A 26,651-nucleotide genomic window follows, 5' to 3' on the forward strand; every position below is an offset into this window, starting at 1 on the left:
AATGGACTAATGCTGGCTGGCGTCCGCATGCGGTATTGTTTCGATGGTAAATGCTTCACAACGGTATATTATCATGCTTCTTCCAGGGGTTTTCCAACTGCTTGTTCCGCAGCTTCCGTAACCCCAAAGCCACGCGCCGACGCGTCGAATGCGGCATGATCACTTCATCCACAAAGCCCTTTTGCGCTGCAATGAACGGATTGGCGAAACGCGCTTCATATTCCGCTGTATGTTCGGCAATTTCTTCCGGTGTTTTGCCGCGGAAGATGATTTCAACCGCGCCTTTTGCACCCATGACCGCGATTTCTGCGGTGGGCCAGGCATAGTTTAGATCGCCGCGCAGATGCTTGGACGCCATGACGTCATAGGCACCTCCATAAGCTTTGCGGGTAATGATCGTGATTTTCGGCACGGTCGCTTCGGCATAAGCAAAGAGCAATTTTGCACCATGTTTGATGATACCATCATGCTCCTGACTGGTGCCGGGCAGGAAGCCGGGAACATCGACCAAGGTCACAATCGGGATGTTGAACGCATCGCAATAGCGGACGAAGCGTGCGGCTTTCTTGGATGCATTGATATCGAGACAACCCGCGAGCACCATTGGCTGGTTGGCAACCACGCCCACGGTAGAGCCTTCCATCCGGCCGAAGCCGCAGATGATATTGCCGGCATGGGTCGGCTGGACTTCAAAGAAATCGCCTTCGTCGACCATCTTGCGGATGACTTCGTGCATATCATAAGGCTGATTGGCATTGTCCGGAATCAACGTGTCGAGGCTTTCCTCTAGCCGGTCCCATGGATCAGCGGTCGGACGTTCCGGTACTTCTTCGCGGTTGGACAATGGCATGAAGTCAATGAAATCGCGCGCTGCGAGCAAGGCTTCAATATCATTGTCATAAGCGACATCGGCAACGCTGGTCTTGGTGGTGTGTGTCACCGCACCGCCCAGTTCTTCCTGTGTCACAATCTCGTTGGTCACCGTCTTGACCACATCGGGGCCGGTCACGAACATATAGCTGCTGTCCTTCACCATGAAGATGAAGTCGGTCATGGCTGGCGAATAGACGGCGCCACCGGCACAAGGCCCCATGATCAGGCTGAGCTGCGGCACAACACCGCTGGCCAGGACATTGCGCTGAAAAACATCGGCATAGCCGCCCAGAGACGCCACGCCTTCCTGAATGCGCGCGCCGCCGCTGTCGTTGATACCAATGACCGGAGCGCCGACTTTCATGGCATTTTCCAGAACCTTGCAGATTTTCTCCGCATGACGTTCCGACAGAGAGCCACCGAAAACCGTGAAATCTTGTGAGAAAACAAAAACAAGGCGTCCGTTGATCGTTCCAGAACCGGTGACCACGCCATCGCCGGCAATCTTGGTTTCCTCCATGCCGAAATCGACGCAATTATGTTCGACATACATATCAATTTCTTCAAACGATTCTTCGTCGAGCAGAATATCAATGCGTTCGCGGGCGGTCAGCTTGCCCTTGGCGTGCTGGCTATCAATGCGCTTCTGTCCGCCGCCAAGCATGGCTTCTGCGCGCTTGGCTTCCAATTGTGCGATAATGTCTGACATTCAACCCCCGGCTGTGAATCACTAGATGCAATAGCCCTAGTCAATGCACAGCCGGTTAGGCAATCGTCAATAGTAATCAATCGCACAGTTAAAGCGCAGCTTTAATGGCAGGAACCGTAACGTAAGCCTATTTGAACAAGACCAGCTCTTCTGCCATGCTCGGGTGAATCGCGACGACATCATCCAACACTTTCTTCGGCATCTTCCCGACCACAGCAACGGCGGCACCCTGAAGGATTTCGGAGCTTTCGGGTCCGATCATGTGAATGCCTATGACGATTTCTTCGGGGCCTTGCGTAATCATCTTGTACAAAGCGCGTTCATCCCGCCCTGAAACCACGTTTTTCATGGGATTAAAGTCGCTGCGATAGACTTTGATATGCTCGCCATATTTCGCGCGGGCTTCATCTTCGGTCAAGCCAACGGATGCTATCGGCGGGCTGGAGAAGACCGCCGAGGGGATGTTGTCATAGGATATTGTGCGCGGATTGCCTCCAAAGACGCTGTCGGCAAAGGCATGGCCTTCCCGAATGGCGACCGGCGTCAGCTGCACCCGGTTGGTGACATCACCAACCGCATAGATGCTATCTACACTGGATTTATTATCATCGCCCACGGTGATGGCGCCGGACTTGTCCAGATCGACACCCAGTGCTTCCAGACCGAGATTCCCGCTGTTGGGCACCCTGCCCGTCGCGACCATGATCACGTCAGCTGTCTGTGACGGGCCACCATCCTTGAAGTGAACAGTGACCGTACCATCAACATTTTTTTCAATTTTCTCGAGCGGCGCGTTCAGTCGATAGGTAATGCCTTTGGCGACGCTGATATCCAGCAAACGGCCCACAATCTCTTGGTCATAAGGGCGCAAAATTTTGTCAGAACGGTTCGCAATTGTCACGTTACTGCCAAAAGCGTGGAAGATTCCGGCAAATTCATTCGCAATATAGCCACCGCCGACGATGACGATATTTTCCGGCTTTTTCTCGAGGTGGAATATCTCGTTCGACGTCAGCGCATGCTCTTCGCCTGGGCATCCAGCCTGCGCCGGCCAGCCTCCGGTGGCTACCAATATATATTTCGCGCTGACCTTGGTGCCATCCGCCAACTGGACTTCATTGGGCCCGGTAAGCACCGCCCTCTGCTCAATAATCTCAACGCCAACATTGCCCAGATTTACTGCATAAAGTCCCTCCAGCCGGTCAACATCGGTCTGCACAATATCGCGCAATCTGGGCCAATCAAATTTCGCACCTTCTATATCCCAGCCAAACCGATAGGCTTCATGCAAATCCTCAGCAAAATGAGAACCATAAACCAGCATCTTCTTTGGCACACAGCCGCGGATCACGCACGTCCCACCCATGCGATATTCTTCGGCGATGGCCACTTTTGCACCATGTGTAGCCGATATTCGCGCCGCTCTCACACCGCCGGAGCCGCCACCGATAACGAACAGATCATAGTCAAATTCAGCCATTATATTTCCTTGCTATTCAGCGCCAAAAGCCCGCTTTTTAAGTTCTTCGGTCGAAGCATCCAATTGGTTACCATCCTCGGCAGCTAGCTTGTTGGCCATCTGTTTGCCCAACTCTACGCCAAATTGATCAAACGGATTGATGTTCAGCAAAGCCGCATTCACAAAGGTCCGGTGCTCATAAAAAGCAAGCAGCGCACCCAGTGAACGTGCTTCCAACTCTTCCAATAATATGGTGACCGACGGCCTGTCACCCGGATAGTTTCGATGACTGTCATCGGATTTTTTGCCCGCCATCAATGCCGCACCCTGTGCGAAACAGTTCAGCACCAGGCCATTGTGATGGGCTGGATTCAGAGAATCCCCAGGTTCAATAACGGCAAGAAACTCGACCGGGATCAAATGACTGCCCTGATGAAGCAATTGAAAAACCGCATGCTGGGCATCTGTTCCGACACCCCCCCAGACTATCGGGCTGGAACGGAGTTCCAGAGGATCACCTTCCATTGTCACCGACTTGCCATTGCTTTCCATTTCAAGCTGTTGGAGATAATCCGGTAACAAGCTCAATCGTTCATCATAGGCAAAAACGGCTCGAGTTTCGCACTTGCGAACCTGTGTGTAATATTGATCCGCAAAGGCTGCCAGCACCGGAATATTCTGATCCCATGGGGCATCTTGAAAATGCTGATCCATCGCCGCCGCTCCGGCCAAAAGGTCTTCAAAAACATCATAGCCCAACGCCAATGCAACGCTGAAGCCAATGGAGGACCAAAGAGAATAGCGTCCACCAACCGTCTCCGAGAACGGGAGGATACGGGTTTCGTCAATGCCCCATTGCACTGCTTGCTCCGGATCGGCGGTTAGCGCCACGACTTGCCCCAAGGCATCAACGACGCCTTCTTCTTGCATCCATTCCAGTACCGATTGTGCATTCAGCAGCGTTTCTGCCGTGGTAAAAGTTTTAGAGGCAATAACCAGCAATGTCTTGCTTGCATCAAACCGTTCGAGAACAGGCTCAAGCGCTACGCCGTCAATATTGGAAACAACCGCCAAATCATATTTCTCATCACCGAGCTTCAAAGCATCATGTAGCATTTTTGGGCCTAGCGCAGACCCGCCAATGCCGAGATGGATTATCTGGGTGAATTCTCCCATCACTCCTGAGTCAATGACCTCGATCAAGCTCTTCATGCGCCCTCGCAAGGCCCGTGCATTGTCAACGCTAGTTTCGTTTCCCGTGCCGCGTTCAGCCAAATGCTCTGCCGCGCGCCCTTCGCTGATATTGATCGTTTCACCGGACAACAGCGCCTCGATCTTCGCAGACAGTCCGACATCATCTGCCAACTTTTCAAACGCTTTGACATAGCCTGAATCCAGATGGGTTTTTGAAAAGTCAAAATAGAGACCGGCCTGTTCCAATCCGAGCGTATTGACCCGGTTATCATCTTCCTCGAAAAGCTTGCTTAGCGTTTTATGTGGCAACGACCTGATGGTTTGCCATTGGTCTGAAGTCATTCGATCATCCAATCTATCGATATTAATTTGCGCCGGCGGAGCGCTTGTCTAGCCCTATCCGCCGGACAGGTGTGCCTCAAGTTGAAAATCGAAACGGGATCGAGATGGCAAGAAATCTTGACGTCACTGCCATTGTCGGCGAAGGGGCGCCATGGCGCGAGAGAAAGCAGAAAGATCAGAAACGTGGGACTTTGTCACGTTCCTTGTAAAACTGGCTCTATTCATTCTGATATTGCGCAGCTTTTTCGTTTCTCCATTCAACATTCCATCAGAATCGATGCAACCGCGTCTCGTGGTTGGCGATTACCTGCTAGTGGCAAAATGGCCCTACGGATTTTCCAAATATAGCTTACCATTCAATATATCCTTGTTTCCAGGCCGTATGCTCCCCAATTCCCCGGAACCCGGGGATGTGGTGGTGTTCAAGGCCCCTCCCAGCGCACGCGATGATTATATCAAAAGGGTGATCGCGCTCTCAGGCGATATTGTGCAAGTTTCCGACGGTGTTGTGTCAATCAATGGCGAAGCTGTGGAACGTCAGCGAATATTGGATTTCGAACATCCGGTTACCCCCAACAGTCCCTGCTACCGGGACGAGTTCCAATCCACTTCGAAAAACGGGGGTTCTGTCTGCCGTTATCCACAATTTCAGGAAACATTGCCCAACGGTGTATCATATCGCATTCTTGATATTTTTGAGAATTCTGAAGGTGACGACACTCAGGCTTTTGTCGTTCCAGACGGCTATATGTTTTTAATGGGCGATAATCGAGATCGGAGCGCCGACAGTCGGTTCCCCGCCGAAGAAGGTCAGGCCATTGGCATGGTTCCTCAAGAAAATCTCGTCGGAAGAGCGCTTGTTTCCGTATTCTCGACCGATGGTTCTGCAGATTGGTACAAGCCGTGGACTTGGTTTACTGCGTCTCGCTGGGAACGCATTGGAGATGGGTTTTGAGCCGTCTAAACTTTCTCGACTGGATTGCTGAGGTAACCGACCAAAAGCCGGTAACCCCGGACCTCTACATCAGAGCAACAACCCATGGTAGTCACGGCGATAACGACTACCAGCGCCTTGAATTTTTGGGTGATCGTGTTTTAGGACTCGTGATCGCGGATCATCTCTATCAGCGATATCCTGAGGAACCGGAAGGGCAATTGTCGCAGCGTCTCAATGGACTGGTTTCCGGCTCGGTTTGCGGTGCCGTCGCCAAACATATTGGGGTTGGTGAGTATATCCTCATGGGTAAACAGGCACGGGACGATGGAGCCCGGCACAGCATAAAAGTATTGGGCGATGTTATGGAATCCCTGATTGGCGCCGTCTATCTTGATCACGGGATGGACGCGGCTCAAAGCTTTATTCTTTGCCATTGGGAAAGCCGTGTGTCGGCAAAGGTTGGAGATGTAAGACATCCAAAATCTGCACTGCAAGAATGGGCTGCATCCAACAGACGCAAGACTCCGGAATATGATCTAGTCGAGAAAACCGGACCTCACCATGATCTAAAATTTACTGTCAGCGTTCGAATTAGCAATATAGGCGAAGCAAAGGCGACCGCTTCCTCGATACAGGCTGCCGAGACTGAAGCGGCAAAGAAATTTCTGGAAAAATTCACATGACACAAAGATGCGGCGTAGTGGCTTTAATTGGTGCCCCCAATGCTGGTAAATCAACACTGATCAATGCGCTGGTTGGACAGAAAGTTGCTATCACCAGCTCCAAACCCCAGACCACTCGCACCCGTCTTCTGGGCATTGCGATCGAGGATGATACACAGCTTCTGTTGGTCGATACTCCGGGCATATTCGAACCGCATCGGCGCCTTGACAGGGCAATGGTGTCAGCCGCTTGGGATGGGGCAGAAGATGCCGATATCATCATACTGCTTGTCGATGCCCGCGCAGGACTCGGGACAAAGGTTACCTCAATTGTCGAACGGATAAAGCATCGATCAGAAAAGATCATTTTGGTCATGAACAAGGTGGATATTGCCGCAAAAGACAAAATGCTTGGTCACGTTGTCAAACTGCATGCGTTGGCTGATTTCGAAGAGACCTTTTTTGTCAGCGCGAAGACTGGCGACGGCTTGGAAGAACTGAGATCTTATCTGGTTACAGGGATGCCGGAAGGTCCATGGCATTTCCCGGCAGATCAGGTTTCAGATGCCAGCGAACGCATTCTTGCCGCCGAAATTACACGTGAGCAAGTTTTCCGCCAATTGCATGCGGAATTGCCCTATGCCACCGCCGTTGCAATGGAGCAGTATAAGGAACGACCTGACGGTTCGCTTGAAATCCATCAACAAATTCTGGTTGAGAAAGCGAGCCAGAAGGCCATCATCCTAGGAAAAGGCGGTCACCAGATCAAAGACATTGGCGCAAAAGCCCGTGCAGAATTGTCTGGAATATTGGGACGGCCTGTCCATCTTTATCTTCATGTCAAAGTCAGTGCAAACTGGGACGAAGACAGGAGCCTCTATCAAGATATGGGACTGGACTGGGTAAAATAACAGATATTGCGATAGAATCGATCCTGAACCTTGGAAGGCCGGGAAAGAAGATCAATCCTTAGACTCCAAATTACGCCGCAGATGCCTGTCCCTTCTTCGACGTCAGGATAAAGTCGACCAGTTCGACCGGCGCCATCGGCGGAGCAAAAAAGTTACCCTGAAAAACATCGCATCCTGCATCCAAGGCTATATTCTGTTGCTCTAGGTTTTCGATCCCTTCGGCCACGACGCGCAAATTAATTGCATGGCCCAAAGCAATAGTGGCACTGAGGATCGCGATACTCTTTCCATATTTTGCTGACTGAATGAATGACCGATCAAGTTTAACAGTATCCACTTGAAATTCATGCAAATAGCTAAGCGATGAATATCCAGTGCCAAAGTCGTCCAAAGCTATCCCAAATCCGGCTCCGCGCAATTGACCCAGCGTTCTTCCGCAAATTTGACTATGTTCCAAAAGTAGGGATTCCGTAATCTCAAGCTCTATTTGACTACAACGAATGCCATTCCCTCTGACTTGCTTTTCAAGCCGCAAAGCCAGGTTCTCATCGTGAAATTGGGACGCGGAAAGATTGATTGAAATCTGCAGGTCCGGAAAATGCACAGCCGTAATGCAGGCCTGATCGACAACAAGTGCGGTGAGCTTTCCGATTAATCCGCAATCCTCGGCAATGGGAATGGATTCTGCTGGGGAAATGGGTCCAAGTTCAGGATCTGTCCAACGCAACAAGCCTTCTACGCCGACAATTTCCTGTCCTCTGTTCATCAACGGTTGGAAATGGACCTGCAATGCTTGGCAATCCTTATTCTCTAACGCTTGCCGCATTTTCTTTTCAATGATCGTCCGCCGCTGAACTTCGGCGTCCATGCCCTTTGTAAATATCTTGAAACAGCCCCGGCCATCAGCTTTAGCGTCGTACATGGCTATATCAGCCTTGCGCAAAAGATCCGAAACCAAATCAGTGCCGGTGGCTTGAACTGCACCAATGCTGACTCCCACATAGATTTCCTGATCGGCGAGCGAGCAAACTTCTGAGACATCTTCCAGAATGGCCTGACAGACCGTTTTTATTCCGGATAGATGTGGCACGTTGGACAACCAGATGGCGAACTCATCGCCACCAATTCGGGCGACCGTATCCACATCTCTCAATCGCCAAAGCAACCGTCTGGCGATTTCTTTGATCAGTTGATCTCCGACATTATGGCCAAAGGCGTCGTTCACCTGCTTGAATCCGTCCAGATCCAGCATCAACAAAGCGCCGGCACCACCATCTCGTTTCATATGGCGCAAGGATTGTTCTATCCGGTCGGCAAGCAACGTTCGGTTTCCCAAACCCGTTAAGACATCATGCAGCGCTGCATGTTTAGCATTGCGCTCGCTCTCCGTCAGGACCTCCAAAATTTCGGACAAGGAATGGTAGAGCGTCGACATGATCAAAATGACCGCTACTGACGAGATCAGTAAAATTGGCCAGATCGATCCAAATAGTTGGTATGCTGACAAGCGGTCATTTTGGACGCCAAAAATTATCGCCATCGCAGTTAGTACGATCATCGCCAGAGATGCCGATATGATCGGCGAAGCAAGTTTCCGGGAGAAGTTTACGAGAAGTTCCTAACTGATTTGGTCGTGCCATTATCAGTTCCGGGTTAATTTATAATTTACATAGATTTACAAAGATCAGAATCTTTGTAAATGGCCAGAAAGCAGCTATTTGGGAACATTGACGCAGTTCAACCTCAGCTAGCAAAATGCTCGCGATTCCAAGAATGCGTTCACGCAATACAACATGCTGAGTTTCTGCTCCATCATTCTAGGTATATTCCCTGATACCGCCAATCAAAGCCGGCCCATATTCCGTCCCTAAAGCTAGCAGAAAGATATTGAACAACGATCAATTTCTGCAGATTCAAAATGCCCAGCAGAGCAAAGGGAACCAGATGACGCATATATTACACGATCTACACGCTGAGTTCCCGGATGACGGTGACACTCTCCACCAACTGAAAATTTCCGATCGACATTTTCAGAAAATCTCCGGTCAATATCATGACATCAACAAAGAAATTCATCGCATTGAAATCGAAGTAGAACCGGCTTCTGACGAGCGTAGCGAGGCGTTGAAAAAGCAGCGACTGCTCTTGCTCGACGAGGTTTCAGCGATGATTTGCAAAGCCAATAGAGGCTAGGCAATCTCTATTCGGATTTGGCTTTTGCAGGCGCTTTCTTGACTGCCGGCTTCTTTTTTGCGGCAGGCTTTTTCTTCGTAGCTGGTTTCTTTTTCGGAGCCGCCTTTTTCTTACGCTTCTTGGCGGGTCCCTTCGCGGCACGATCATCGATAAGCTGGGCAGCCTCTTCCAATGTGAGCTGGTCTTTATCGACGGACTTTGGCAGCGACGCATTGGTTGTGCCGTCAGTGACATAGGGCCCATAACGACCGTCCATCAGTTTGATTTCTTCTTCGGTGCGCGGATGCTTGCCCATGATTTTGAGCGGTTCCATCTTTCCACGACCACGACCACCGCCATTTTTCGCTGCATCAGCCAGTTTCGCAACAGCGGCATTCATCCCAATTTCAAAAACTTCGACAGTATTTTCTAGTCTGGCCGATTTGCCATTGTGGCTTAAATAGGGTCCATAGCGACCAATTTGAGCGGTGACGGGCTCGCTGGTTTCCGGATGGACTCCGACTTCACGGGGCAAGGAAAGAAGTTTAACCGCCCATTCCAGACCAAAATCTTCGGCCGGGATATCCTTTGGAATGGAAGATCGTTTGGCTTCTTTACCCTCCCCTTTTTCAACATAAGGGCCAAAGCGTCCGACTTTCTTCGTAATCTTTTCGTCAGTATCAGGGTCAACACCCAATTCTTGCGGGCCTTCGTCTTCGTCTGAATTGGCTCCGCCACCCTGCGCAAAACGGCGAGTGAACTTGCATTCGGGATAGTTGGAACAGGCAACAAATGCACCAAAACGCCCGCCGCGCAAGGCAAGCTTGCCTTCATTGCAGCGCGGACATAAGCGCGGATCGGTGCCGTCTTCCTTTTCTGGGAAAAGATAGGATCCAAGGAATGTATCCAGTTCTGCCGTGACCTCAGACGGCAGCTTGTCCATCACTTCAACGGTCTTTGGCTTGAAGTCATGCCAGAAAGCCTCGAGGATCGCTTGCCATTGTGCACGACCACCACTGACTTCATCCAACTCGTCTTCAAGTCCGGCGGTATAGTCATAGGCTACATAACGATCGAAAAACCGTTCAAGAAACCCTGTCAGCAGTCGCCCACTTTCTTCTGCAAAAAAGCGGTTTTTTTCAATCCGAACATAGGTTCTGTCTTTTAGCGTTTTAATGATCGAGGCGTAGGTTGACGGGCGACCAATTCCCAATTCTTCCATTTTCTTAACCAGGCTGGCTTCGCTATACCGTGGCGGCGGTTGCGTAAAATGCTGGGTTGCATCCACTGATTTTTTAGCAGGACTGTCCCCTTTCGACATGGCAGGCAACAAGCCCCCATCTTCGCCCTTTTCATCATCGCGACCTTCTTCGTAAAGCGCGAGAAATCCCGGAAACTTAACAACTTGTCCGTTGGCCCTCAGCCCAGTTTTACCGGTACCATCCAGCATCTCTACGGTGGTTCGTTCCATTCGGGCAGAGGCCATCTGACTAGCCATCGCCCGCTTCAATATGAGATCATATAATTTCGCGTGATCACCGCTGCCGACGGTCCGTGTTGTAAAACTGGTTGGCCGAATGGCTTCATGTGCTTCCTGCGCATTTTTTGCTTTGCTTTTATAAATCCGCGGGCTGTCGGGTACGTAGCTTGCGTCATATCGATCGGCGATTGCCTTGCGCGCAGCGGAAATGGCGCTCCCATCCATTTGGACACCATCGGTACGCATATAAGTTATTGCACCATCTTCATATAGCTGTTGGGCAATGCGCATCGTGTGGCTTGCCGAATAGCCCAATTTGCGGGCAGCTTCCTGCTGCAAAGTCGAGGTGGTGAACGGAGGTGGTGGATTGCGCGTAAGCGGTTTGGTTTCTATCGATTCTATGGTGAACAGACCGTTTTCAACGGCCGCCTTGGCGAGCGACGCTTGATCTTCTGTCGCCAGATCCATTTTACCCAGTTTTTTGCCATCATGTACGGTGAGCCGGGCTTCAAACGCTTGACCACCCTGCTCCATTTGCGCGGTAACCGACCAATATTCCTGCGGAATAAACGCCTCTATTTCCCGCTCGCGCTCGACAATGAGTTTTAGAGAAACGGATTGCACCCGGCCTGCAGATTTTGCTCCTGGCAATTTGCGCCACAATACGGGAGACAAGGTGAAGCCAACGAGATAATCGAGAGCCCGGCGCGCCCGATAAGCATCAATCAAATCTTCATCCAGCTCTCGGGGCTGAGCCATAGCTTCCGTCACTGCCGCTTTAGTAATTGCGTTGAATGTTACCCGATCGACCTTGTCAGGCAGGGCCTTTTTGTTCCGCAATACTTCCTGAACATGCCAACTGATCGCCTCTCCTTCGCGGTCGGGATCGGTTGCGAGAATCAGGCGCGTGGCCTTTTTAGATTCATCGGTAATCGCTTTTAGTTGTTTGGTCTTGTCCGTGTAGTTCTGCCAAGTCATAGCAAAGCCGTCATCCGGATCGACCGACCCGTCTTTCGGGGGAAGATCTCTGATATGGCCGTAGGAAGCCAATACCTTAAAGTCCTTGCCCAGATATTTTTCTATGGTTTTGGCTTTGGCGGGTGACTCGACGATGACTAGCTGCATATGTTCCGATTTTCTATAGTTCTCACGTATACGCGCGAGGCTGTGACATGAATTGCCTGCAGGTCAAGGCCCTGAATGAAATCTTTTGTCAATGCTGATTGAAAATTAAGCAATCGGCAGATACCTAATTTTTCAAACTGACCCGGGCACCGGCATGACGAGCTAGCCTTCCGGCAAGTTCTAGCTCGAGAAGCGTCAATTGCACCGCAGCAACAGGAAATTTTGATTGTCGTGCGAGTTCATCCACCGTTACCGGCGTTGCGCTAAGCAAGTCGATTACAGGTTCACGATCCATATCCTCAAATTCTGTCTGATCTGGTTCACCAATATCGGAGTCATCGTTGATTGTTTCCGCATTTGGATGTCGATTCGCCTGTTCCGCTCTCTCGTCGAAGTGCTCGATGAGCTCCAGAACATCATCGGCGGACTGCACTAGCGTTGCGCCTTCCCGGATCAATATGTTGCAACCTTTTGATCGCGGATCGATCGGTGAGCCCGGTACAGCCATCACCTGTCGCCCTGCTTCTGCTGCCAACCTAGCGGTAATAAGGGACCCAGAGCGAGGCGCAGCTTCAACAACAACCGTCCCTCGGGCTAGTCCGGCGATTATCCTATTCCGATACGGAAAATGCCGCGCACGCGGTTCCGTTCCTAGCGGCTGTTCCGCCAACAGCAGACCCCGCCGCGCTATTTCGGTTTGCATTCTCTCATTTTCAGGGGGATAAAATACATCGAGGCCGCCCGCTATCACTGCTATTGTTGCTTTTTTTAGCGAACCTTGATGGGCGGCCGTGTCCACACCTTTTGCCAGCCCAGAAACTATTGAAACGCCGGATTCAACAAGGTTATTCGCCAACCCTTGGGCAAAACGGCACGCGGCGGCAGATGCGTTTCTGGCCCCCACAATGGCCACAATTGGTTTTTCCAAAAGATTTAGCCGACCTTTCCAGAGCAATGCTGGCGGTGCATTGCTAAGCTCCGCAAGCAAAGAAGGATAAGTGGGATCGTTAAGGAAGGTCAAACTGGCACCGAGATGGTGCATAGCTTGAAGTTCAAGATCAATCTTCTTGGTTTCCGCCAACCGAAAAGATCTTCTGCCTCCCCGCGCCGCCATACTGGGGATGGCTTCTAAAGCCCTCGCCGCAGATCCATATCTTTTTATCAATTGTCGGTAGGAGACAGGTCCGATGTTGCCCGAACGGATAAGCCGAAGCCGATCGAAGGCTTCCTGACTTATCTCAAGCACTTCAAGCCCTTTTCGAGGCTCCGACCTTCGGCTCTTCACCTGCAATCAACCGCTCGATATTCGGGCGGTGTTTCCACAGAACAAGCAGGGTAAGGCCGATGAACATGGGCATCATGGCATATTCTCCCAAGACGAAGGCCGCGATCGGAACCGATATGGCGGCGAGCATTCCTCCTACCGAGGAATAGCGCCAAAGGGCAAGCGATCCGAGCCATGTGACCGCAAATATCAACCCGGCCATCGGGATCAGTGCAACAACCACGCCGAGCAAAGTAGCGACGCCCTTGCCTCCTTTAAACCTAAGCCAGACAGGGTATAGATGGCCAAGAAAGGCGCCCAACCCGGCCAAAACACCAAGGCCGCCAGATATCTGTAGTGCAATGTAAACTGCAGCGTAACCTTTCGCCATATCCAGCAACAATGTAAGGGCGGCCAGCGGCTTGTTACCGCTTCTCAAAACATTGGTTGCGCCAATGTTTCCGGACCCGGTTTCGCGCAGGTCTCCTCCACCAGACAGGCGGGTTAAAACCAGGCCAAATGGAATCGAGCCCAGCAAATAGCCAAACAACAATACCAATATTGGTTCCATCCACATCGACTGCACTGAAAAATCCCCCTGCGACTTCTGCGCTATATTCAGGATTGCCTATGAGCAAGTAATAGCTGGTAAAAAGCAGCCAAGGCCAAACCCTTGTCAGACGAACCGAAGCGGTTGCCGTTGTTGTGAAATTTTGGCTATGGGCAAATGATGAACGATACAAAGATCGGCGAATGCCCACCCTTGTTGTTTTTCGATACCGGCGTCGGGGGACTTTCGGTGTTGAGTGAAACAAAAAAATTACTGCCCAACGCGCCAATTGTCTACGCAGCAGACTATGCTGGCATGCCCTATGGTATGAAGTCCGAAGAGGAATTGGCATCGCGTATCCCGGTGCTGCTCGGGAGATTGGTTGAGCGATACAAGCCAGCATTGGTAACCATTGCTTGCAATACAGCGTCCACGATTGCGCTTGATCACGTGCGCTCCGTCTTAAATATTCCAGTGGTCGGGACCGTTCCTGCGATTAAATCGGCCAGCGAGTTGACCAAAACCGGCGTGATAGGCCTTCTAGGTACGCAGGCAACCGTCAGACAACCCTATGTCGACAAGCTTGCTTCCGACTTTGCCGCTGACAAAATACTGCTGCGCCATGCTGCCCCTGAGCTCGTTTATGCGGCTGAAGCGAAACTTCGCGGTGAAATACCGGATATGAATATTGTAAAGAGCGCAATGTCTGGATTGACGGATCAAGTTCACGGCGATCGGTTAGACACCGTGATCCTGGCCTGCACCCATTTTCCTCTCGTAAGGCATGAACTCGCCCAAGCGGCCGGATGGCCGATTGAATTGATTGATGGTGCCAAAGGAATAGCGCATCGCATTGCTCATCTGACCAAAGAAATGTCATGGCCGACAGAAACCCGGGAGAATATATTTGTCACCACCGGCGAGCTTCAACCTATCACAGCCTATCACCCTAGCTTCGCGGAATTTGGGATCAGACGGTTTGAAGCGCTGGATTAGATTGGCGAATATCGTCTTATTGCGAGTGGTTAGCGCTGGAATTTCTAGAAAAATGCCGCTAGGGGCCAGTTCTCAAGGTCGCAAAACAGATTTGACGCAGGATTTGGTGCATAGTGGACTACGATAAAATTTTTTCTCAGGCGATTGACCGACTTCATGCCGAAGGGCGCTATCGGGTATTCATCGACATTTTGCGAAACAAGGGGGCGTTCCCCAACGCTCGTTGCTTCGCACATCACAACGGGCCACAGCCCGTTACGGTCTGGTGCTCCAACGACTATCTTGCGATGGGTCAACATCCGGATGTCATCGCCGCAATGGAAGAGGCGCTGCATGATGTAGGCGCGGGATCCGGCGGAACGCGCAATATCGGCGGCAACACCCATTATCATATCCAACTTGAGCGGGAACTGGCAGACTGGCATGGAAAATCTGGGGCGCTGCTGTTTACATCCGGCTATGTCTCCAATGAAGCTACGCTCTCAACGCTGACCAAGATCTTACCAGGCTGCATAATTTTCTCTGATGAACTCAATCACGCTTCCATGATTGCTGGCATCAAAAACAGCGGCTGCGAAAAACGGGTGTTCCGCCATAATGATCTGGAACATCTTGAAGAGCTTCTGGCTGCTGAAGACCCTGAAGTTCCTAAGCTAATTGCCTTTGAAAGCATCTATTCAATGGATGGCGATATCGCTCCATTGCACGCAATTTGCGATTTGGCAGACGAATATAACGCACTCACTTACTGTGATGAAGTCCACGCCGTTGGCATGTATGGAAAAAACGGTGGCGGAATTTCCGAGCGCGATGAAGCAGCGCATAGATTGACCATCGTGGAAGGCACGTTGGCCAAAGCCGTGGGTGTCATGGGCGGTTATATTTCAGCTGACCAGAAAATCATCGACGTCATTCGGTCTTATGCTCCGGGGTTTATCTTCACGACCAGCCTGTCACCGGTTCTCGTTGCCGGAGCGCTGGCCAGCATTCGCCATCTTAAACAGTCTAGTGCGGAACGGGATGGCCAACAAGCGGCCGCTCAAACGCTCAAAGACCTGTTTGCCGATGCTGGACTACCAGTGATGGATTCGACAACCCATATCGTTCCACTGCTCGTGGGTGATCCGGTCAAGGCTAAGAAAATCAGCGATATATTGCTCGCCGAATATGGCGTCTATGTGCAACCGATCAACTATCCAACAGTGCCTCGCGGCAGTGAACGCCTGCGTTTTACTCCCGGTCCTGCCCATACGGAAGCGATGATGAAGGACCTCACCAAGGCGTTGGTCGAAATCTGGAGTCGCATGGACCTTGAACTGGCAATCGCAGCTTAGCTACCCGCAATAACCCGAGCGAACAGGTCATTGTCAACATTGCCGCCAGACAAAGTGATGGCGGTGTTGTTCGTAACCGATATTTTGCCAGCCAATGCAGCCGCCAAGGCGACCGCGCCACCGGGTTCGACAACCAGTTGCAACTGCTCAAACGCGACGCGCATAGCGTTGTGGACTTCAGCAATAGACACCGCGACACCTTCCACTTTGCGTTCGCGCAATATATCAAATGTGATCGGCGAAACCAAGAGGGTCTGAAGCGCATCACAATCGGTTTCTGGAGGATCATTTTTCACCGGGACAATTTTCCCGCCAGCAAGCGAGCGCTTCATATCATCCCAACCTTCGGGCTCGACCACAACGATCTTGGCTTCGGGATTGGCTAGTGCTGAACCACTAGCCAATCCGCCGCCGCCGCAACAAGCGATGATTTGATCAGGTTCCGATCCAATTTGAGCCATCATTTGTTCCCGTATTTCCAACCCACAACTGCCCTGCCCTTCGACAATCCATGGGTCATCAAAGCTCGGAACCACCACGGCTCCGGTTTCTCTGGAAATATCGGCAGCCAATTGTTCCCGTGCACCGCTCATCCGGTCATAAGTTATGACCTTGGCCCCCAAAGCCTTTGTGTTCGCTAATTTGGCTTTAGGAGCATCCTCAGGCATGATGATGGTTGCTGGCACATCCAACCGCCGCGCGGCCCAAGCCACGCCCTGGGCATGATTTCCGCTAGAAAACGCAACGACACCATTTTTACGCTGCTCTACGTTTAAATCGGTCAAGCGATGCCAGCCACCACGGATTTTGAATGCGCCTATGGGCTGCAAACATTCTGCCTTGCACCAGACGGTTTTGCCTTCGATTGCTAACGGTAGCAGCGGGGTAGAAGGCAAAATAGCGGCGACTTTCTGCGCTGCGCGTTCAACGCCTGCCAAAGTCGGTTGCCGGGCGGGGTCCAAGAGGTATTGCTCTGTCATGTGGTCTTCCTATATGCGCGACTCTAATTTCTCCAGCATTTAGAGTGAAAAATATGAGCAAAATATTGGTGATCGGTGCCGGCGGCGTAAGCTCGGTTGCAGTGCACAAGATGGCGCAGCAGATTGCGGCGGGTAGCGGGCCTTTTTCAGAGATTATACTGGCTAGTCGGACCCTGTCAAAATGTGAGGCCATTGCCACCTCTGTCAAGCAACGTACCGGAATAGACGTCACTACATCTCAAATCGATGCTGATAATGTGCCGGCGTTGACTGCATTACTCGAGCGGGAAAGACCTGATTTGCTGGTCAATCTCGCATTGCCCTATCAGGACTTGCCGATCATGGATGCCTGCCTTGCAACGAAGACCAACTATCTCGACACAGCAAATTATGAACCACGCGACGAAGCCAAGTTCGAGTATAAATGGCAGTGGGACTATCAGGAGCGCTTCAAGAATGCCGGTATTATGGCGCTCCTTGGCTCGGGCTTCGATCCCGGCGTGACCAGCATTTTTACCAGCTGGCTGAAAAAACACCATTTCGACCGGATCGATACTGTTGATATTCTTGATTGTAACGGCGGCGATCATGGCCAGCATTTTGCGACCAATTTCAATCCCGAGATTAACATCCGGGAAGTCACTGCTGTGGCACGCCATTGGGAGAATGGGGACTGGGTAGAAACTCCTGCGCTTTCCCATAAACAGGCTTTTGATTTTGAGGCGGTGGGTGAGAAGAATATGTATCTCATGTATCATGAAGAAATTGAATCACTCAAAACCCACATCCCGGAAATCCAGCGCATTCGCTTCTGGATGACCTTTGGCGACGCCTATCTAACCCATCTTGAAGTCCTTCAGAACGTCGGCATGACCCGGATTGATCCGGTGATGTATGAAGGCCGTGAAATTATCCCGCTACAATTCCTCAAAGCGGTATTGCCAGAACCCGCTAGTCTAGGAGAAACCACCAAAGGCAACACCAATATCGGTGTCATTGCAACCGGCGTCAAAGATGGCCTCCAGAAAACGCTCTACGTCAAGAACATCTGCAGTCATGAAGCCGCCTTCGAGGAAACCGGTAATCAGGGCGTTAGCTATACGACCGGGGTTCCGGCGATGATCGGGGCGGCTTTGATGCTATCCGGAACGTGGAAGGGCGAAGGCGTGTTCAACATGGAGCAATTCGACCCCGATCCGTTCATGGAGATGCTCAACGAGCATGGCCTATCCTGGAAAATGGAAGAATTGGAAGCACCTTTGGCCTTTTGACATGGAGACCAAGGCAGGAGATCCCGGCGCTTTTGCGCATTTTGATTTAACCAGAGTTCCTTCGCCTGCTTTTGTCGTGGATGAAGCGGCCGTGCGTCGGAATCTTGCGGTACTGAGGGATATTAAGGAACGCTCCGGGGCCAAAATGTTACTGGCTCTCAAGGCCTTTTCCATGTGGTCCCTTGGGCCTTTGATCGACAAATATCTCGATGGCTATTGTGCCTCGGGCCTATGGGAAGCGCGGCTTGCCAAGGCCCATTATAACGGGCCAATCAGTACCTATTCACCGGCCTATAAGGCGGACGATCTAGCAGAATTGTGCGATCTTTCCCAACATATTACCTTCAACAATCCTGCACAAATCGAAAAATGGAAAAGCGATTCCAATCAGAGTCTTAAGTTAGAGAGTTCCGAATTGGGTTTAAGGGTAAACCCTGAAATTGCGCTCGGTGAGACAGCAAAATACGATCCCAGCCAGCCTCATAGCAGATTGGGCTTTCCGGTCAGTCAATTGAAATCGGCGCATTTTCAGCATTTGTCGGGCATTCACTTTCACAATCTTTGTGAGCAAGGATTTGATGCGCTCCAACAGACTTGGGATAAGCTGGAACCTCTGATTTCTCCGCATTTTGGTTCTCTCAAATGGATAAATCTTGGTGGTGGTCACCATATCACGCGGAATGATTATGACCGCGAGGCCCTGATTACTTTTCTCAAAAATCTAAAAGCCAAGTCCGGGTGCTGTATCTATCTTGAGCCGGGAGAGGCCGTCGCACTGGATGCAGGCATATTGGTAGGAGAGGTCCTCGATGTTTTCGACAATGGCATGCCAATTGGAATCACTGATATATCAGCCACTTGCCATATGCCCGACGTTATTGAAGCGCCTTACCGACCAGCAATGCTCGGGGAGCAAGGCGAAGGCATGCCAATCAGGCTAGGCGGCCCCAGTTGCCTCGCCGGCGATATAATCGGCGATTATATCCTGCCTGATGAACCCCATATAGGACAAAGGATCGCCTTTCTCGATCAAGCGCATTATTCGATGGTCAAGACCAACACATTCAACGGCGTGCCCCTGCCCTCGATCTGGCTTTGGAACAGCGCAAATGATGACCTAAAATGCCTGAAAAGTTTCGATTGGACTACGTTTCGCAACCGTTTGAGCTAAAAATTGACCTAATCTGCGATTTTCTCTATCGGCGGGTCTTTACAGATCCGAAAACCGGCCATATAGCCGCGCTTCGCTGCCCCATGGTCGCTTGCAAAACCGCAAGGCAGCTCAATAGATCTTGGCCGATAGGGGGTCCCTTGAGTTGCGCAATTACCATGATGCTGAGGAACTGACGAAGGCCCTTAGTCCCGATATTCCCGTCCTACTGAACCGGCCGCACGCGGCACGGCGCGCGGCGCGTTATTTCGTCGAACAATTTCCGGGAAAATCCCTCTATGCGGTGAAAGCCAATCCCTCACCCACGCTGCTCCAGATTCTATGGGAAGAAGGCATAACCCATTATGACGTGGCTTCGATCGACGAGGTACGGCTTGTCCGTGCCGCATTACCCGAGGCAACCCTCTGTTACATGAATCCGATCAAGCAACTCGCATCGATACGCGAAGCCTATCGTAACCACGGCGTGCGGATATTTTCTCTGGATAGTCTTGAAGAGCTTGAGAAGATTGAATTGGGAACCGACGGTGCCGATGATCTGACCCTCTGTGTCAGAATAAAGGTCGCTTCGGAATTTGCAGAAATCAGCTTGGCCTCTAAATTTGGCGTGGATGTAGATGATTCCATAGAATTGCTGCAACGGGCCCGACAAATGGCAGATAGCCTAGGGATTTGCTTCCATGTCGGCAGTCAGGCGATGACGCCGCTTGCATTTGTTCATGCTCTGGAGCGTGTCCGGACGGCTATCGTCAGCGCTTCGGTCACCGTCGATATTGTCAACGTGGGTGGTGGTTTTCCTTCGATTTACCCCGATCTGGAACCCGTTTCCCTCAATCATTATTTTACCGCTATCGACCGGACATTCGAAGATTTGCCGATCAGCTATTCCGCCGAGCTTTGGTGCGAGCCGGGCCGGGCATTGTCAGCAGAATATAGCTCGTTGATTGTCAAGGTGGAACGCCGCCGCGGCAACGAGCTCTATATCAATGATGGTGCCTATGGCACCTTGTTCGATGCGGCCCATATAGGCTGGCGTTTTCCGGTGCGTCAGATCGGCGGAGATGCCGCCAATGAGGCGATAACCGGCTTTAGCTTCTATGGCCCTACTTGTGATGACATGGATTTCATGGCCGGCCCCTTTAACTTGCCCGACGGAATCAGAGCCGGCGACTATATAGAGATCGGCATGCTCGGCGCTTATGGTTCAGCAATGCGGACACGTTTCAACGGCTATGGCAGCAGCGAAGAATATGATGTCACGGATGAGCCAATGGCGAGTCTATATGTTGGTGACAATCTGGATCGATCAGATCGCGAAAATGTAGTGTCTTTTCCCAGCGTTTGAGCCACAAATTAAGTTGCAATTGACAATCGTTTACAGTTGAAGCAGTTTCTCCACAATATGAGGAGAACTTCAAAATGAACACTGCAATTTTGGCTCCAGCGGCTGTTCTGGTCCTATGGTCACTCATCATTCTGTTCTGGATGGCCGGTACAAGATTTCCAGCCTTAGCAAAAACCGGAGCCAATCTTTCCGATGCCAAGCCCGGCGGCCGAGGAAGCGATCTGGAGGGAGTGATACCCGATAAGGTGAATTGGAAATCCCATAATTTCACCCATTTGATGGAACAACCGACGCTATTCTATGCAACCGTGATCATCCTTGCTATTTCCGATGCAGCTTATGGTGCCAATTTATATCTGGCATGGGCCTATGTGATCATCCGGATCATCCACAGCATCTGGCAAGTCACCGTCAATTTGGTGAAAGTAAGGCTTGTTCTCTTTGTGGCGTCGACAATCTGCTTGGTCATTCTGGCGATCAATGCGGTTTGGGCGACACTTTTCTGACTTAACAAACCTAGACACTCACAACAATAATATCGGGGAGATATGAACATGGAAAATAGTGCCTTGCTGCAGCCAATGGTTGCTCTCATCTTGTGGACAATGCTGATCTGGCTTTGGATGTATGTCACGCGGATCCCAGCCATGGGCAAAGCCAAGATCGACACGGCCAATCTGGTTGGCGGGAAAGGTGGGGATCTTGATGAACTGCTTCCGCCGGAAGTTCAGTGGAAGGCCCATAATTACAATCACCTGCTTACCGAACCCACATTATTTTACGCGGTTTGTGTTGTTTTGATCCTCGCGGGTCAGGGCCATGGTCTTAATCTTACCATTGCATGGATCTATGTCGGCCTTCGAGTGGTACACAGCCTTATCCAGGTCACCAGTAATCGGGTGCTATTCCGCTTTGCGGTTTTTGCACTATCCAGCCTGTGTATTATCGCTTTGGCAATCCACGCGGCTTTGGCTGTCTTCTAAAAAATTACGATTGTCCGGCGCCATAGGTTTGGCGCCGGACAACTCTTTATCGGGTGAAACTCGATACAATCTCGACATGGGTTGACCATAGAAACTGCCCGACCGGCCACACTTGCCGAAGCTTATAGCCTGCATCACATAACTGCTTTGCGTCTCGGGCAAAACTGGCTGGATTGCAGCTGATATAGCAGATTTTTTCCACTTCAGATTGAGCCAATTGCATGATCTGGTCTCTGGCACCGGCCCGCGGTGGGTCAAGAATAACGGCATTGAAGCGGTTAAGCTCTTCCGCGCTGAGCGGACGCCTGAAGAGATCTCGATGCTCGCAGAATATCTGGCGGGTAGAATGATTGGCTGCCATTTTAAGCGCGCCGATCGCATCGCGTGCGCCTTCTGCGGCATAAACTTTCTGATCCTCCGCCAAAGCCAAGGTGAATGTTCCCAGACCCGCGAAAAGATCGGCGACAAGACGCGCCTCGCCGACCGTCTCCAACATAGCCGACACCAGTGTTTTCTGGCCATCGCGGGTGGGTTGCAGGAAGCAGCTGTGCGGAAAACTGATCGCTGTTCCGCCTAGCGTCACCGTTACGGGCTCTGGTTCCCACTGTGTTTCCGGGCCATAGCCGCCGTCCACAGACAAGCGAGCCAGTCCATTGCTTTGCGCAAAGTCTGACAAAGCTTCACGTTGTTCGAGTCCATCTGGTTCGTAATTCCCGATCAAAAGGTCGACGCCCTGATCGACCAAAGTCATCTCGATATTCATATCATGTTTGCGCCGAGCCGCTTTTTTCAAGAAATTCCGCAAAGGCGCCATCAGGGCGAACATTTCAGGTGCCATGATTTCGCATTGCTTGAGGTCGATAATTCGGTGGCTTCCGGCGCCGCTAAAGCCAAGCTTGAATTGATCACCCAGTTTGGCCGCGCGCAAACTTGCACGGATGCGGGTCTTCGGTTGTGATATTTGTGGTGGATGCAGCAGCTCTGCCTTCAATCCCTGCCCTTCAAGCGCATAGGCAACGCGATCGATCAGAAACTGGCTATAGCTCTCGTCATCCAGATGTTGAAGGTTGCAACCGCCGCAAGACTGGAAATGCTGACAGGGAGGATCAACATGATGCGGTCCTTTGATCAGTCCACCCTCTTCATTGAGACGGTCGAGCGGCGCTGAAAAAGCAATATGGCGGCCGTCTGAAGTGACGCCATCGCCCTTGGCGGCAACGCGAAGAATCAAATCGGGATCGGAAGTCGCGGTCATAAACATTCCTGCACAGTAGCGGGGAGTTGGTCGATCAACATTTCTGGCGTGAAAGCGGGGCCGGCCAAACGTGCCGCACGGCTATGCAGCCATTGGCCTTCGCAAGCCGCCATATAGCCACTCAGGCCTCTTGCCAACCGGCTTGCAACAATCCCGGCCAGCACGTCGCCTGTGCCCGCCGTGGAGAGCCATGGGCATGACATAGACGATATCGCTGCCTGGCCATCAGGATCGGCTATGACGGTATCGGATCCTTTGAGCAGAACAGTAGCGTCGGCTTCCATGGCCAGTTTGCGACTATCAACCAGCTTTTGTCCGTTACCGCCCGGAAATATGTGAGCAAATTCACCGTGATGGGGCGTTGCGACCGTCTGCGCTGAGCGTGCCTGCAGCATAGCTGCCAAATTTGATCCGGCGACCGTTAATGCATCGGCATCAATGACGAGCGAAGTTTCCACTGCAAGAGCGGGGGCTAGCAAGGATAGCGCTCGCGCATCCCTGCCCATGCCGGGACCGAGAACAAGGGCTGCAATCCGGCTATCCGATAGCTTTTGCTGAAGCTCGCCATTATCACTAAATGTTTCAACCACGATACTGGGCTGGGGCGTTTGAAAGCCTGTTGGCGCATATATTTTGACATAGCCGGCACCCGACTTCTGAGCCGCCATTGCGGCAAGTTGCGCGGCTCCTGCCATCTCGCCGGCAACCACAGCAACCAGACCACGGCTATATTTGTGATCCCGAGACGATGGCGCGTGCAGTTTCGGCTTCTGCACAAACGCGCACTTGCTTTCGGCATCAATCCCGATGTCCACTCCCACCAAATTCCCCATAAGCGATCGTGCCGGTTCCAACAGATGCGACGGTTTGAAAGCGCCCAGAGCGATCGTGGTATCAAAGGCGGGAACAGCATTCAGCAATATACCATGGTCCGATTCAATCCCGCTCGGAAGATCGATCGCCAAGCGTTTTTTGGCACCTGCAAACAGTCTTAGAAAAGGGTCGAAGCACTCATCACCAATCTCGCGCGTCAATCCGGTACCAAAAAGACAATCGACAAATTGTTGCGCGGGCTGGGCTTCATTCCAATCAAGCGTTTCTCCTCGCCACAAGGATTTGGCCTGTTTCGCCGCCTCTGTTTTCGGTTCGACCGGCGCGGCAACCCTGACCTCTACGCCTTTTTCGAGCAGCCATTGGGCGATGACATAGCCATCACCACCGTTGTTTCCCGGACCACAAAGAACCAGCGTTGGCATGTCATTCGATAGTCGCCAGATCATCTGCGCGGCGCCCTGCCCGGCCTTGCGCATCAACTCCTGAACGGAGGTCCCTTGGTCAATCAAGGTCTGTTCCGCCAGCTGCATCTCAGCGGCGGTCAAGATATTCGCGTGATTGAGCAAGCGTGCCTCTAGTTTCCGGCTTGTGCCGGAGCTTCACCTGAACTGGGCTTCGCCTCTGCAGCAACTTCATTGGCATCTGCGGCTTTAGCGGGTGCTGGTTCCGCTTTTATCTGCGCTGGCAATAGATATCTATCCGGTCCGACGGCCACCTGGATTTTGCCATCTTTCACAATCGATATTTTCGCTTTGTCGAATCCGTCAGCGGCTTCCAATCCATGCCCATCGGTCAGGACATTGAACCGACGAAAGCCGCCATCCGCATGACGAATGATCATTGTCACGCCGCCTTCTCCGCTGAGGCGCTCGGTGAAGCAATCCCGGGTAAACTCGTTGCTTCCGTTGATCGCACATTCGATTTTACCGTCATTGCTGGCGCTTGCCGCTGCGCGTTGCTCCGCGTCAGCAAGAACCTCATTATCGGGTCGGTTGTCACAGGCCGTAATCAAAACGGTCAAAGCAACTATTCTAGATATCCGCATAGACATGTTTTTCTGCCTTGGCTCCTGGATGGGTAACCGCGCCTTGATAGGCCGGTCCAACATTCTGCGCATAGCGCCACAAAGCTCCTGAACCATAATCGGTTTCCCGTCGTGTAAATTGTTTCCGGCGCTCTTCCAATATGGCCTCATCGACCTCCAGATCAATAATCCCTTTTTCGGCATCAATATTGATCAAATCGCCGTCTTCGATAAGCCCGATAGGCCCGCCATCGGCGGCTTCCGGACCAACATGACCGATGCAGAAGCCTCGCGTTGCACCCGAGAAACGACCATCGGTGATGAGCGCGACTTTCTCGCCCATGCCCTGACCATAGAGCGCCGCTGTTGTGGCCAGCATCTCGCGCATACCGGGACCGCCTTTGGGCCCTTCGTTGCGGATGACCACGACAGCACCTTCTTTGATCTGCCGCTGTTCGACAGAAGCGAAAGCGTCTTCCTCGCATTCGAAGACCTGAGCCGGTCCGCGAAATTGCAGACGGTCCATACCGGCCACTTTCACAATCGCACCTTCTGGTGCCAAAGATCCTCTAAGGCCTACGACACCTCCCGTTGCGGTTATCGCATTCTGGACGTCATAAATGACCTTCTGATCCGGGTTCCATGTAATTTCATCGATATTCTCGCCCAGCGTCTTGCCGGTGACAGTGATGCAGTCGCCCTTGATCAGGCCATTGTCCATCATCGTCTTCATCAGCATGTAAACACCACCGGCATCGTGCATGTCCTTGGCGACATATTTTCCGCCCGGTTTCAAGTCTGCCAAATAAGGAGTGGTTTTGAAAATTTCAGCGACATCGAACAGGTCGAAGTCGATGCCAGCTTCGTTGGCCATGGCCGGAAGGTGCAGAGCTGCGTTGGTCGAACCGCCGGTGGCAGCGACCACGCGGGCGGCGTTGATGAACGCGTCTTTCGTACAAATATCTCGCGGTCTCAAATTCAGTTCGATCAAGTTCATGATCTGGCGACCGGCCGCCTTGGCCATATCGTCGCGCGTTTCATAGGGCGCCGGAGCCATATTGCTGTTTGGCAGCGAAAGGCCAATAGCCTCCGCCACGCAAGCCATAGTGTTGGCCGTAAACTGGCCTCCGCAGGCACCATGTCCGGGACAGGCTACTTTTTCGAGTTCGATCAGTTCTTGCAACGGGCAATTGCCGGCGCTATGCTGGCCCACCGCCTCGAACACATCCACAACGGTTACATCCTGGTCGTGGAACCGCCCGGGAAGGATCGAACCGCCGTATACAAAAATCGAAGGCACGTTGAGGCGCAGCATCGACATCATCATACCGGGAAGGCTTTTGTCGCAACCGGCATAGCCGATGACCGCATCATAGCAGTGGCCACGGACGCTCAGCTCGACGCTATCAGCAATGACTTCCCGCGATACGAGAGAGGATTTCATGCCCTGATGGCCCATGGCGATGCCGTCGGTGACGGTGATCGTGTTAAAGCGCCGGGGCGTGCCTCCGGCTTCGATGACACCTTCGCGGGCCATATCGGCTTGTCCGTCGAGCAAGGTGTTGCAAGGGGCGCTGTCATTGCCCGCAGAGGCGATTCCGACGAAGGGCTTTGCGATGTCCTCTTCCGTCATGCCCATGGCATAATAATAGCTTCGTTGTGGCGCGCGTTCCGGTCCAACACTGACGTGGCGGCTCGGCAAACGGGACTTATCGAATCTTTGACTCATTCTGGGTTCCAATATCGCAATTTCCGGATCGTCCTTCCAAAAGTCGGGCAG

At 51.9% G+C, this 26,651-nt stretch carries 24 protein-coding genes; 12 read left to right on the plus strand and 12 right to left on the minus strand.

Annotation, left to right across the window (positions count from 1 at the left end):
- Positions 1-55: 55 nt before the first annotated feature.
- The 3 genes from ABJV08_RS11435 to pgi all read right to left on the minus strand — a co-directional run bounded on the left by ABJV08_RS11435 (position 56) and on the right by pgi (position 4,577).
- Positions 56-1,582 (minus strand): acyl-CoA carboxylase subunit beta, encoded by a 1,527-nt coding sequence (locus ABJV08_RS11435; protein WP_348036785.1) that lies wholly within the window; start codon positions 1,580-1,582, stop codon positions 56-58.
- A gap of 127 nt (positions 1,583-1,709) precedes the next feature.
- The gene (gorA, locus tag ABJV08_RS11440; protein ID WP_348036783.1) at positions 1,710-3,062 is read right to left on the minus strand and encodes a glutathione-disulfide reductase; all 1,353 of its coding nucleotides are present in this window, start codon (positions 3,060-3,062) and stop codon (positions 1,710-1,712) included.
- 12 nt (positions 3,063-3,074) lie between these two features.
- A complete protein-coding gene (gene pgi / locus ABJV08_RS11445) occupies positions 3,075-4,577 on the minus strand; it encodes a glucose-6-phosphate isomerase (protein ID WP_348036781.1) in 1,503 nt (500 codons plus the stop codon).
- Between the two features lie 151 nt (positions 4,578-4,728).
- Between pgi and lepB the strand changes: the two genes are divergently transcribed.
- Genes lepB through era form a run of 3 tightly spaced genes read left to right on the plus strand, consistent with a single transcriptional unit; the run spans position 4,729 to position 7,087 of the window.
- Positions 4,729-5,532, plus strand: coding sequence for a signal peptidase I (gene lepB / locus ABJV08_RS11450; RefSeq protein WP_348036779.1), 804 nt, complete (start codon positions 4,729-4,731; stop codon positions 5,530-5,532).
- Entirely contained in the window at positions 5,529-6,197 is a 669-nt protein-coding gene (rnc, locus tag ABJV08_RS11455; RefSeq protein WP_348036777.1) for a ribonuclease III, read from the plus strand. Before lepB ends, rnc begins: the two co-directional genes overlap by 4 nt.
- On the plus strand, positions 6,194-7,087 hold the full coding sequence (era, locus tag ABJV08_RS11460) for a GTPase Era (RefSeq protein WP_348036775.1): 894 nt from the start codon (positions 6,194-6,196) through the stop codon (positions 7,085-7,087). Before rnc ends, era begins: the two co-directional genes overlap by 4 nt.
- A gap of 70 nt (positions 7,088-7,157) precedes the next feature.
- On the opposite strand, the gene ABJV08_RS11465 is transcribed toward era, so the two are convergent.
- Positions 7,158-8,522, minus strand: a complete 1,365-nt coding sequence (locus ABJV08_RS11465) for an EAL domain-containing protein (RefSeq protein ID WP_348036773.1) — start codon at positions 8,520-8,522, stop codon at positions 7,158-7,160.
- 7 nt (positions 8,523-8,529) lie between these two features.
- Between ABJV08_RS11465 and ABJV08_RS11470 the strand changes: the two genes are divergently transcribed.
- Positions 8,530-8,709, plus strand: coding sequence for a hypothetical protein (locus ABJV08_RS11470; protein ID WP_348036771.1), 180 nt, complete (start codon positions 8,530-8,532; stop codon positions 8,707-8,709).
- Positions 8,710-9,031: 322 nt separating this feature from the next.
- Positions 9,032-9,280, plus strand: coding sequence for a DUF465 domain-containing protein (locus ABJV08_RS11475; RefSeq protein WP_348036769.1), 249 nt, complete (start codon positions 9,032-9,034; stop codon positions 9,278-9,280).
- A gap of 7 nt (positions 9,281-9,287) precedes the next feature.
- Here ABJV08_RS11475 and topA read toward each other — a convergent pair whose 3' ends face one another.
- From topA to plsY, 3 genes are all read right to left on the minus strand, one after another.
- Positions 9,288-11,864, minus strand: a complete 2,577-nt coding sequence (gene topA / locus ABJV08_RS11480; protein WP_348036767.1) for a type I DNA topoisomerase — start codon at positions 11,862-11,864, stop codon at positions 9,288-9,290.
- Between the two features lie 124 nt (positions 11,865-11,988).
- Entirely contained in the window at positions 11,989-13,110 is a 1,122-nt protein-coding gene (gene dprA / locus ABJV08_RS11485) for a DNA-processing protein DprA (protein ID WP_348036765.1), read from the minus strand.
- A 1-nt stretch (position 13,111) separates the two neighbouring features.
- Positions 13,112-13,687, minus strand: a complete 576-nt coding sequence (gene plsY / locus ABJV08_RS11490) for a glycerol-3-phosphate 1-O-acyltransferase PlsY (protein ID WP_348036763.1) — start codon at positions 13,685-13,687, stop codon at positions 13,112-13,114.
- A gap of 171 nt (positions 13,688-13,858) precedes the next feature.
- On the opposite strand from plsY, the gene murI reads away from it, so the two are divergent.
- The gene (murI, locus tag ABJV08_RS11495) at positions 13,859-14,674 is read left to right on the plus strand and encodes a glutamate racemase (RefSeq protein ID WP_348422307.1); all 816 of its coding nucleotides are present in this window, start codon (positions 13,859-13,861) and stop codon (positions 14,672-14,674) included.
- A 113-nt stretch (positions 14,675-14,787) separates the two neighbouring features.
- Positions 14,788-16,008 carry a 5-aminolevulinate synthase gene (gene hemA / locus ABJV08_RS11500; protein ID WP_348036759.1) on the plus strand — a complete coding sequence of 407 codons (1,221 nt, stop codon included), beginning with the start codon at positions 14,788-14,790 and terminating at the stop codon, positions 16,006-16,008.
- Here the strand turns inward: hemA and ABJV08_RS11505 are convergent.
- Positions 16,005-16,988 (minus strand): pyridoxal-phosphate dependent enzyme, encoded by a 984-nt coding sequence (locus ABJV08_RS11505; RefSeq protein WP_348036757.1) that lies wholly within the window; start codon positions 16,986-16,988, stop codon positions 16,005-16,007. The two genes, hemA and ABJV08_RS11505, sit on opposite strands and share 4 nt — an antisense overlap.
- Before the next feature lie 53 nt (positions 16,989-17,041).
- Between ABJV08_RS11505 and ABJV08_RS11510 the strand changes: the two genes are divergently transcribed.
- The 5 genes from ABJV08_RS11510 to ABJV08_RS11530 all read left to right on the plus strand — a co-directional run bounded on the left by ABJV08_RS11510 (position 17,042) and on the right by ABJV08_RS11530 (position 21,758).
- Positions 17,042-18,259 (plus strand): saccharopine dehydrogenase family protein, encoded by a 1,218-nt coding sequence (locus ABJV08_RS11510; RefSeq protein WP_348036755.1) that lies wholly within the window; start codon positions 17,042-17,044, stop codon positions 18,257-18,259.
- 1 nt (position 18,260) lies between these two features.
- Entirely contained in the window at positions 18,261-19,430 is a 1,170-nt protein-coding gene (locus ABJV08_RS11515) for a carboxynorspermidine decarboxylase (RefSeq protein ID WP_348036831.1), read from the plus strand.
- Positions 19,431-19,575: 145 nt separating this feature from the next.
- A complete protein-coding gene (locus ABJV08_RS11520) occupies positions 19,576-20,775 on the plus strand; it encodes a type III PLP-dependent enzyme (protein ID WP_348036829.1) in 1,200 nt (399 codons plus the stop codon).
- Positions 20,776-20,849: 74 nt separating this feature from the next.
- Positions 20,850-21,281, plus strand: coding sequence for an MAPEG family protein (locus ABJV08_RS11525; protein ID WP_348036753.1), 432 nt, complete (start codon positions 20,850-20,852; stop codon positions 21,279-21,281).
- 48 nt (positions 21,282-21,329) lie between these two features.
- Positions 21,330-21,758, plus strand: a complete 429-nt coding sequence (locus ABJV08_RS11530; RefSeq protein ID WP_348036751.1) for an MAPEG family protein — start codon at positions 21,330-21,332, stop codon at positions 21,756-21,758.
- Positions 21,759-21,804: 46 nt separating this feature from the next.
- Here ABJV08_RS11530 and ABJV08_RS11535 read toward each other — a convergent pair whose 3' ends face one another.
- The 4 genes from ABJV08_RS11535 to ilvD are packed head-to-tail and all read right to left on the minus strand — an operon-like array spanning position 21,805 to position 26,600.
- On the minus strand, positions 21,805-23,013 hold the full coding sequence (locus ABJV08_RS11535) for a class I SAM-dependent RNA methyltransferase (RefSeq protein WP_348036749.1): 1,209 nt from the start codon (positions 23,011-23,013) through the stop codon (positions 21,805-21,807).
- A complete protein-coding gene (locus ABJV08_RS11540) occupies positions 23,010-24,392 on the minus strand; it encodes an NAD(P)H-hydrate dehydratase (protein WP_348052794.1) in 1,383 nt (460 codons plus the stop codon). The genes ABJV08_RS11535 and ABJV08_RS11540 overlap by 4 nt, the downstream gene beginning before the upstream one ends.
- 29 nt (positions 24,393-24,421) lie before the next feature.
- Positions 24,422-24,868: a hypothetical protein gene (locus tag ABJV08_RS11545; RefSeq protein WP_348038204.1), complete on the minus strand. Its 447-nt coding sequence runs from the start codon at positions 24,866-24,868 to the stop codon at positions 24,422-24,424.
- Between the two features lie 10 nt (positions 24,869-24,878).
- Entirely contained in the window at positions 24,879-26,600 is a 1,722-nt protein-coding gene (gene ilvD, locus ABJV08_RS11550; protein ID WP_348038202.1) for a dihydroxy-acid dehydratase, read from the minus strand.
- Between the last annotated feature and the right edge of the window lie 51 nt (positions 26,601-26,651).

Origin of the sequence: Parasphingorhabdus sp. (genome assembly GCF_039982395.1) — a bacterium.
GTDB lineage: Bacteria > Pseudomonadota > Alphaproteobacteria > Sphingomonadales > Sphingomonadaceae > Parasphingorhabdus.

Bases quoted from the DNA above. Each gene is read 5' to 3' on its own strand.
- ABJV08_RS11435 (WP_348036785.1), bottom strand. From the start codon at position 1,582: ATGTCAGACATTATCGCACAATTGGAAGCCAAGCGCGCAGAAGCCATG.
- gorA (WP_348036783.1), bottom strand. From the start codon at position 3,062: ATGGCTGAATTTGACTATGATCTGTTCGTTATCGGTGGCGGCTCCGGC.
- pgi (WP_348036781.1), bottom strand. From the start codon at position 4,577: ATGACTTCAGACCAATGGCAAACCATCAGGTCGTTGCCACATAAAACG.
- lepB (WP_348036779.1), top strand. From the start codon at position 4,729: ATGGCGCGAGAGAAAGCAGAAAGATCAGAAACGTGGGACTTTGTCACG.
- era (WP_348036775.1), top strand. From the start codon at position 6,194: ATGACACAAAGATGCGGCGTAGTGGCTTTAATTGGTGCCCCCAATGCT.
- ABJV08_RS11465 (WP_348036773.1), bottom strand. From the start codon at position 8,522: ATGTCGACGCTCTACCATTCCTTGTCCGAAATTTTGGAGGTCCTGACG.
- ABJV08_RS11470 (WP_348036771.1), top strand. From the start codon at position 8,530: ATGACCGCTACTGACGAGATCAGTAAAATTGGCCAGATCGATCCAAAT.
- ABJV08_RS11475 (WP_348036769.1), top strand. From the start codon at position 9,032: ATGACGCATATATTACACGATCTACACGCTGAGTTCCCGGATGACGGT.
- topA (WP_348036767.1), bottom strand. From the start codon at position 11,864: ATGCAGCTAGTCATCGTCGAGTCACCCGCCAAAGCCAAAACCATAGAA.
- murI (WP_348422307.1), top strand. From the start codon at position 13,859: ATGAACGATACAAAGATCGGCGAATGCCCACCCTTGTTGTTTTTCGAT.
- ABJV08_RS11505 (WP_348036757.1), bottom strand. From the start codon at position 16,988: ATGACAGAGCAATACCTCTTGGACCCCGCCCGGCAACCGACTTTGGCA.
- ABJV08_RS11510 (WP_348036755.1), top strand. From the start codon at position 17,042: ATGAGCAAAATATTGGTGATCGGTGCCGGCGGCGTAAGCTCGGTTGCA.
- ABJV08_RS11515 (WP_348036831.1), top strand. From the start codon at position 18,261: ATGGAGACCAAGGCAGGAGATCCCGGCGCTTTTGCGCATTTTGATTTA.
- ABJV08_RS11525 (WP_348036753.1), top strand. From the start codon at position 20,850: ATGAACACTGCAATTTTGGCTCCAGCGGCTGTTCTGGTCCTATGGTCA.
- ABJV08_RS11530 (WP_348036751.1), top strand. From the start codon at position 21,330: ATGGAAAATAGTGCCTTGCTGCAGCCAATGGTTGCTCTCATCTTGTGG.
- ABJV08_RS11535 (WP_348036749.1), bottom strand. From the start codon at position 23,013: ATGACCGCGACTTCCGATCCCGATTTGATTCTTCGCGTTGCCGCCAAG.
- ilvD (WP_348038202.1), bottom strand. From the start codon at position 26,600: ATGAGTCAAAGATTCGATAAGTCCCGTTTGCCGAGCCGCCACGTCAGT.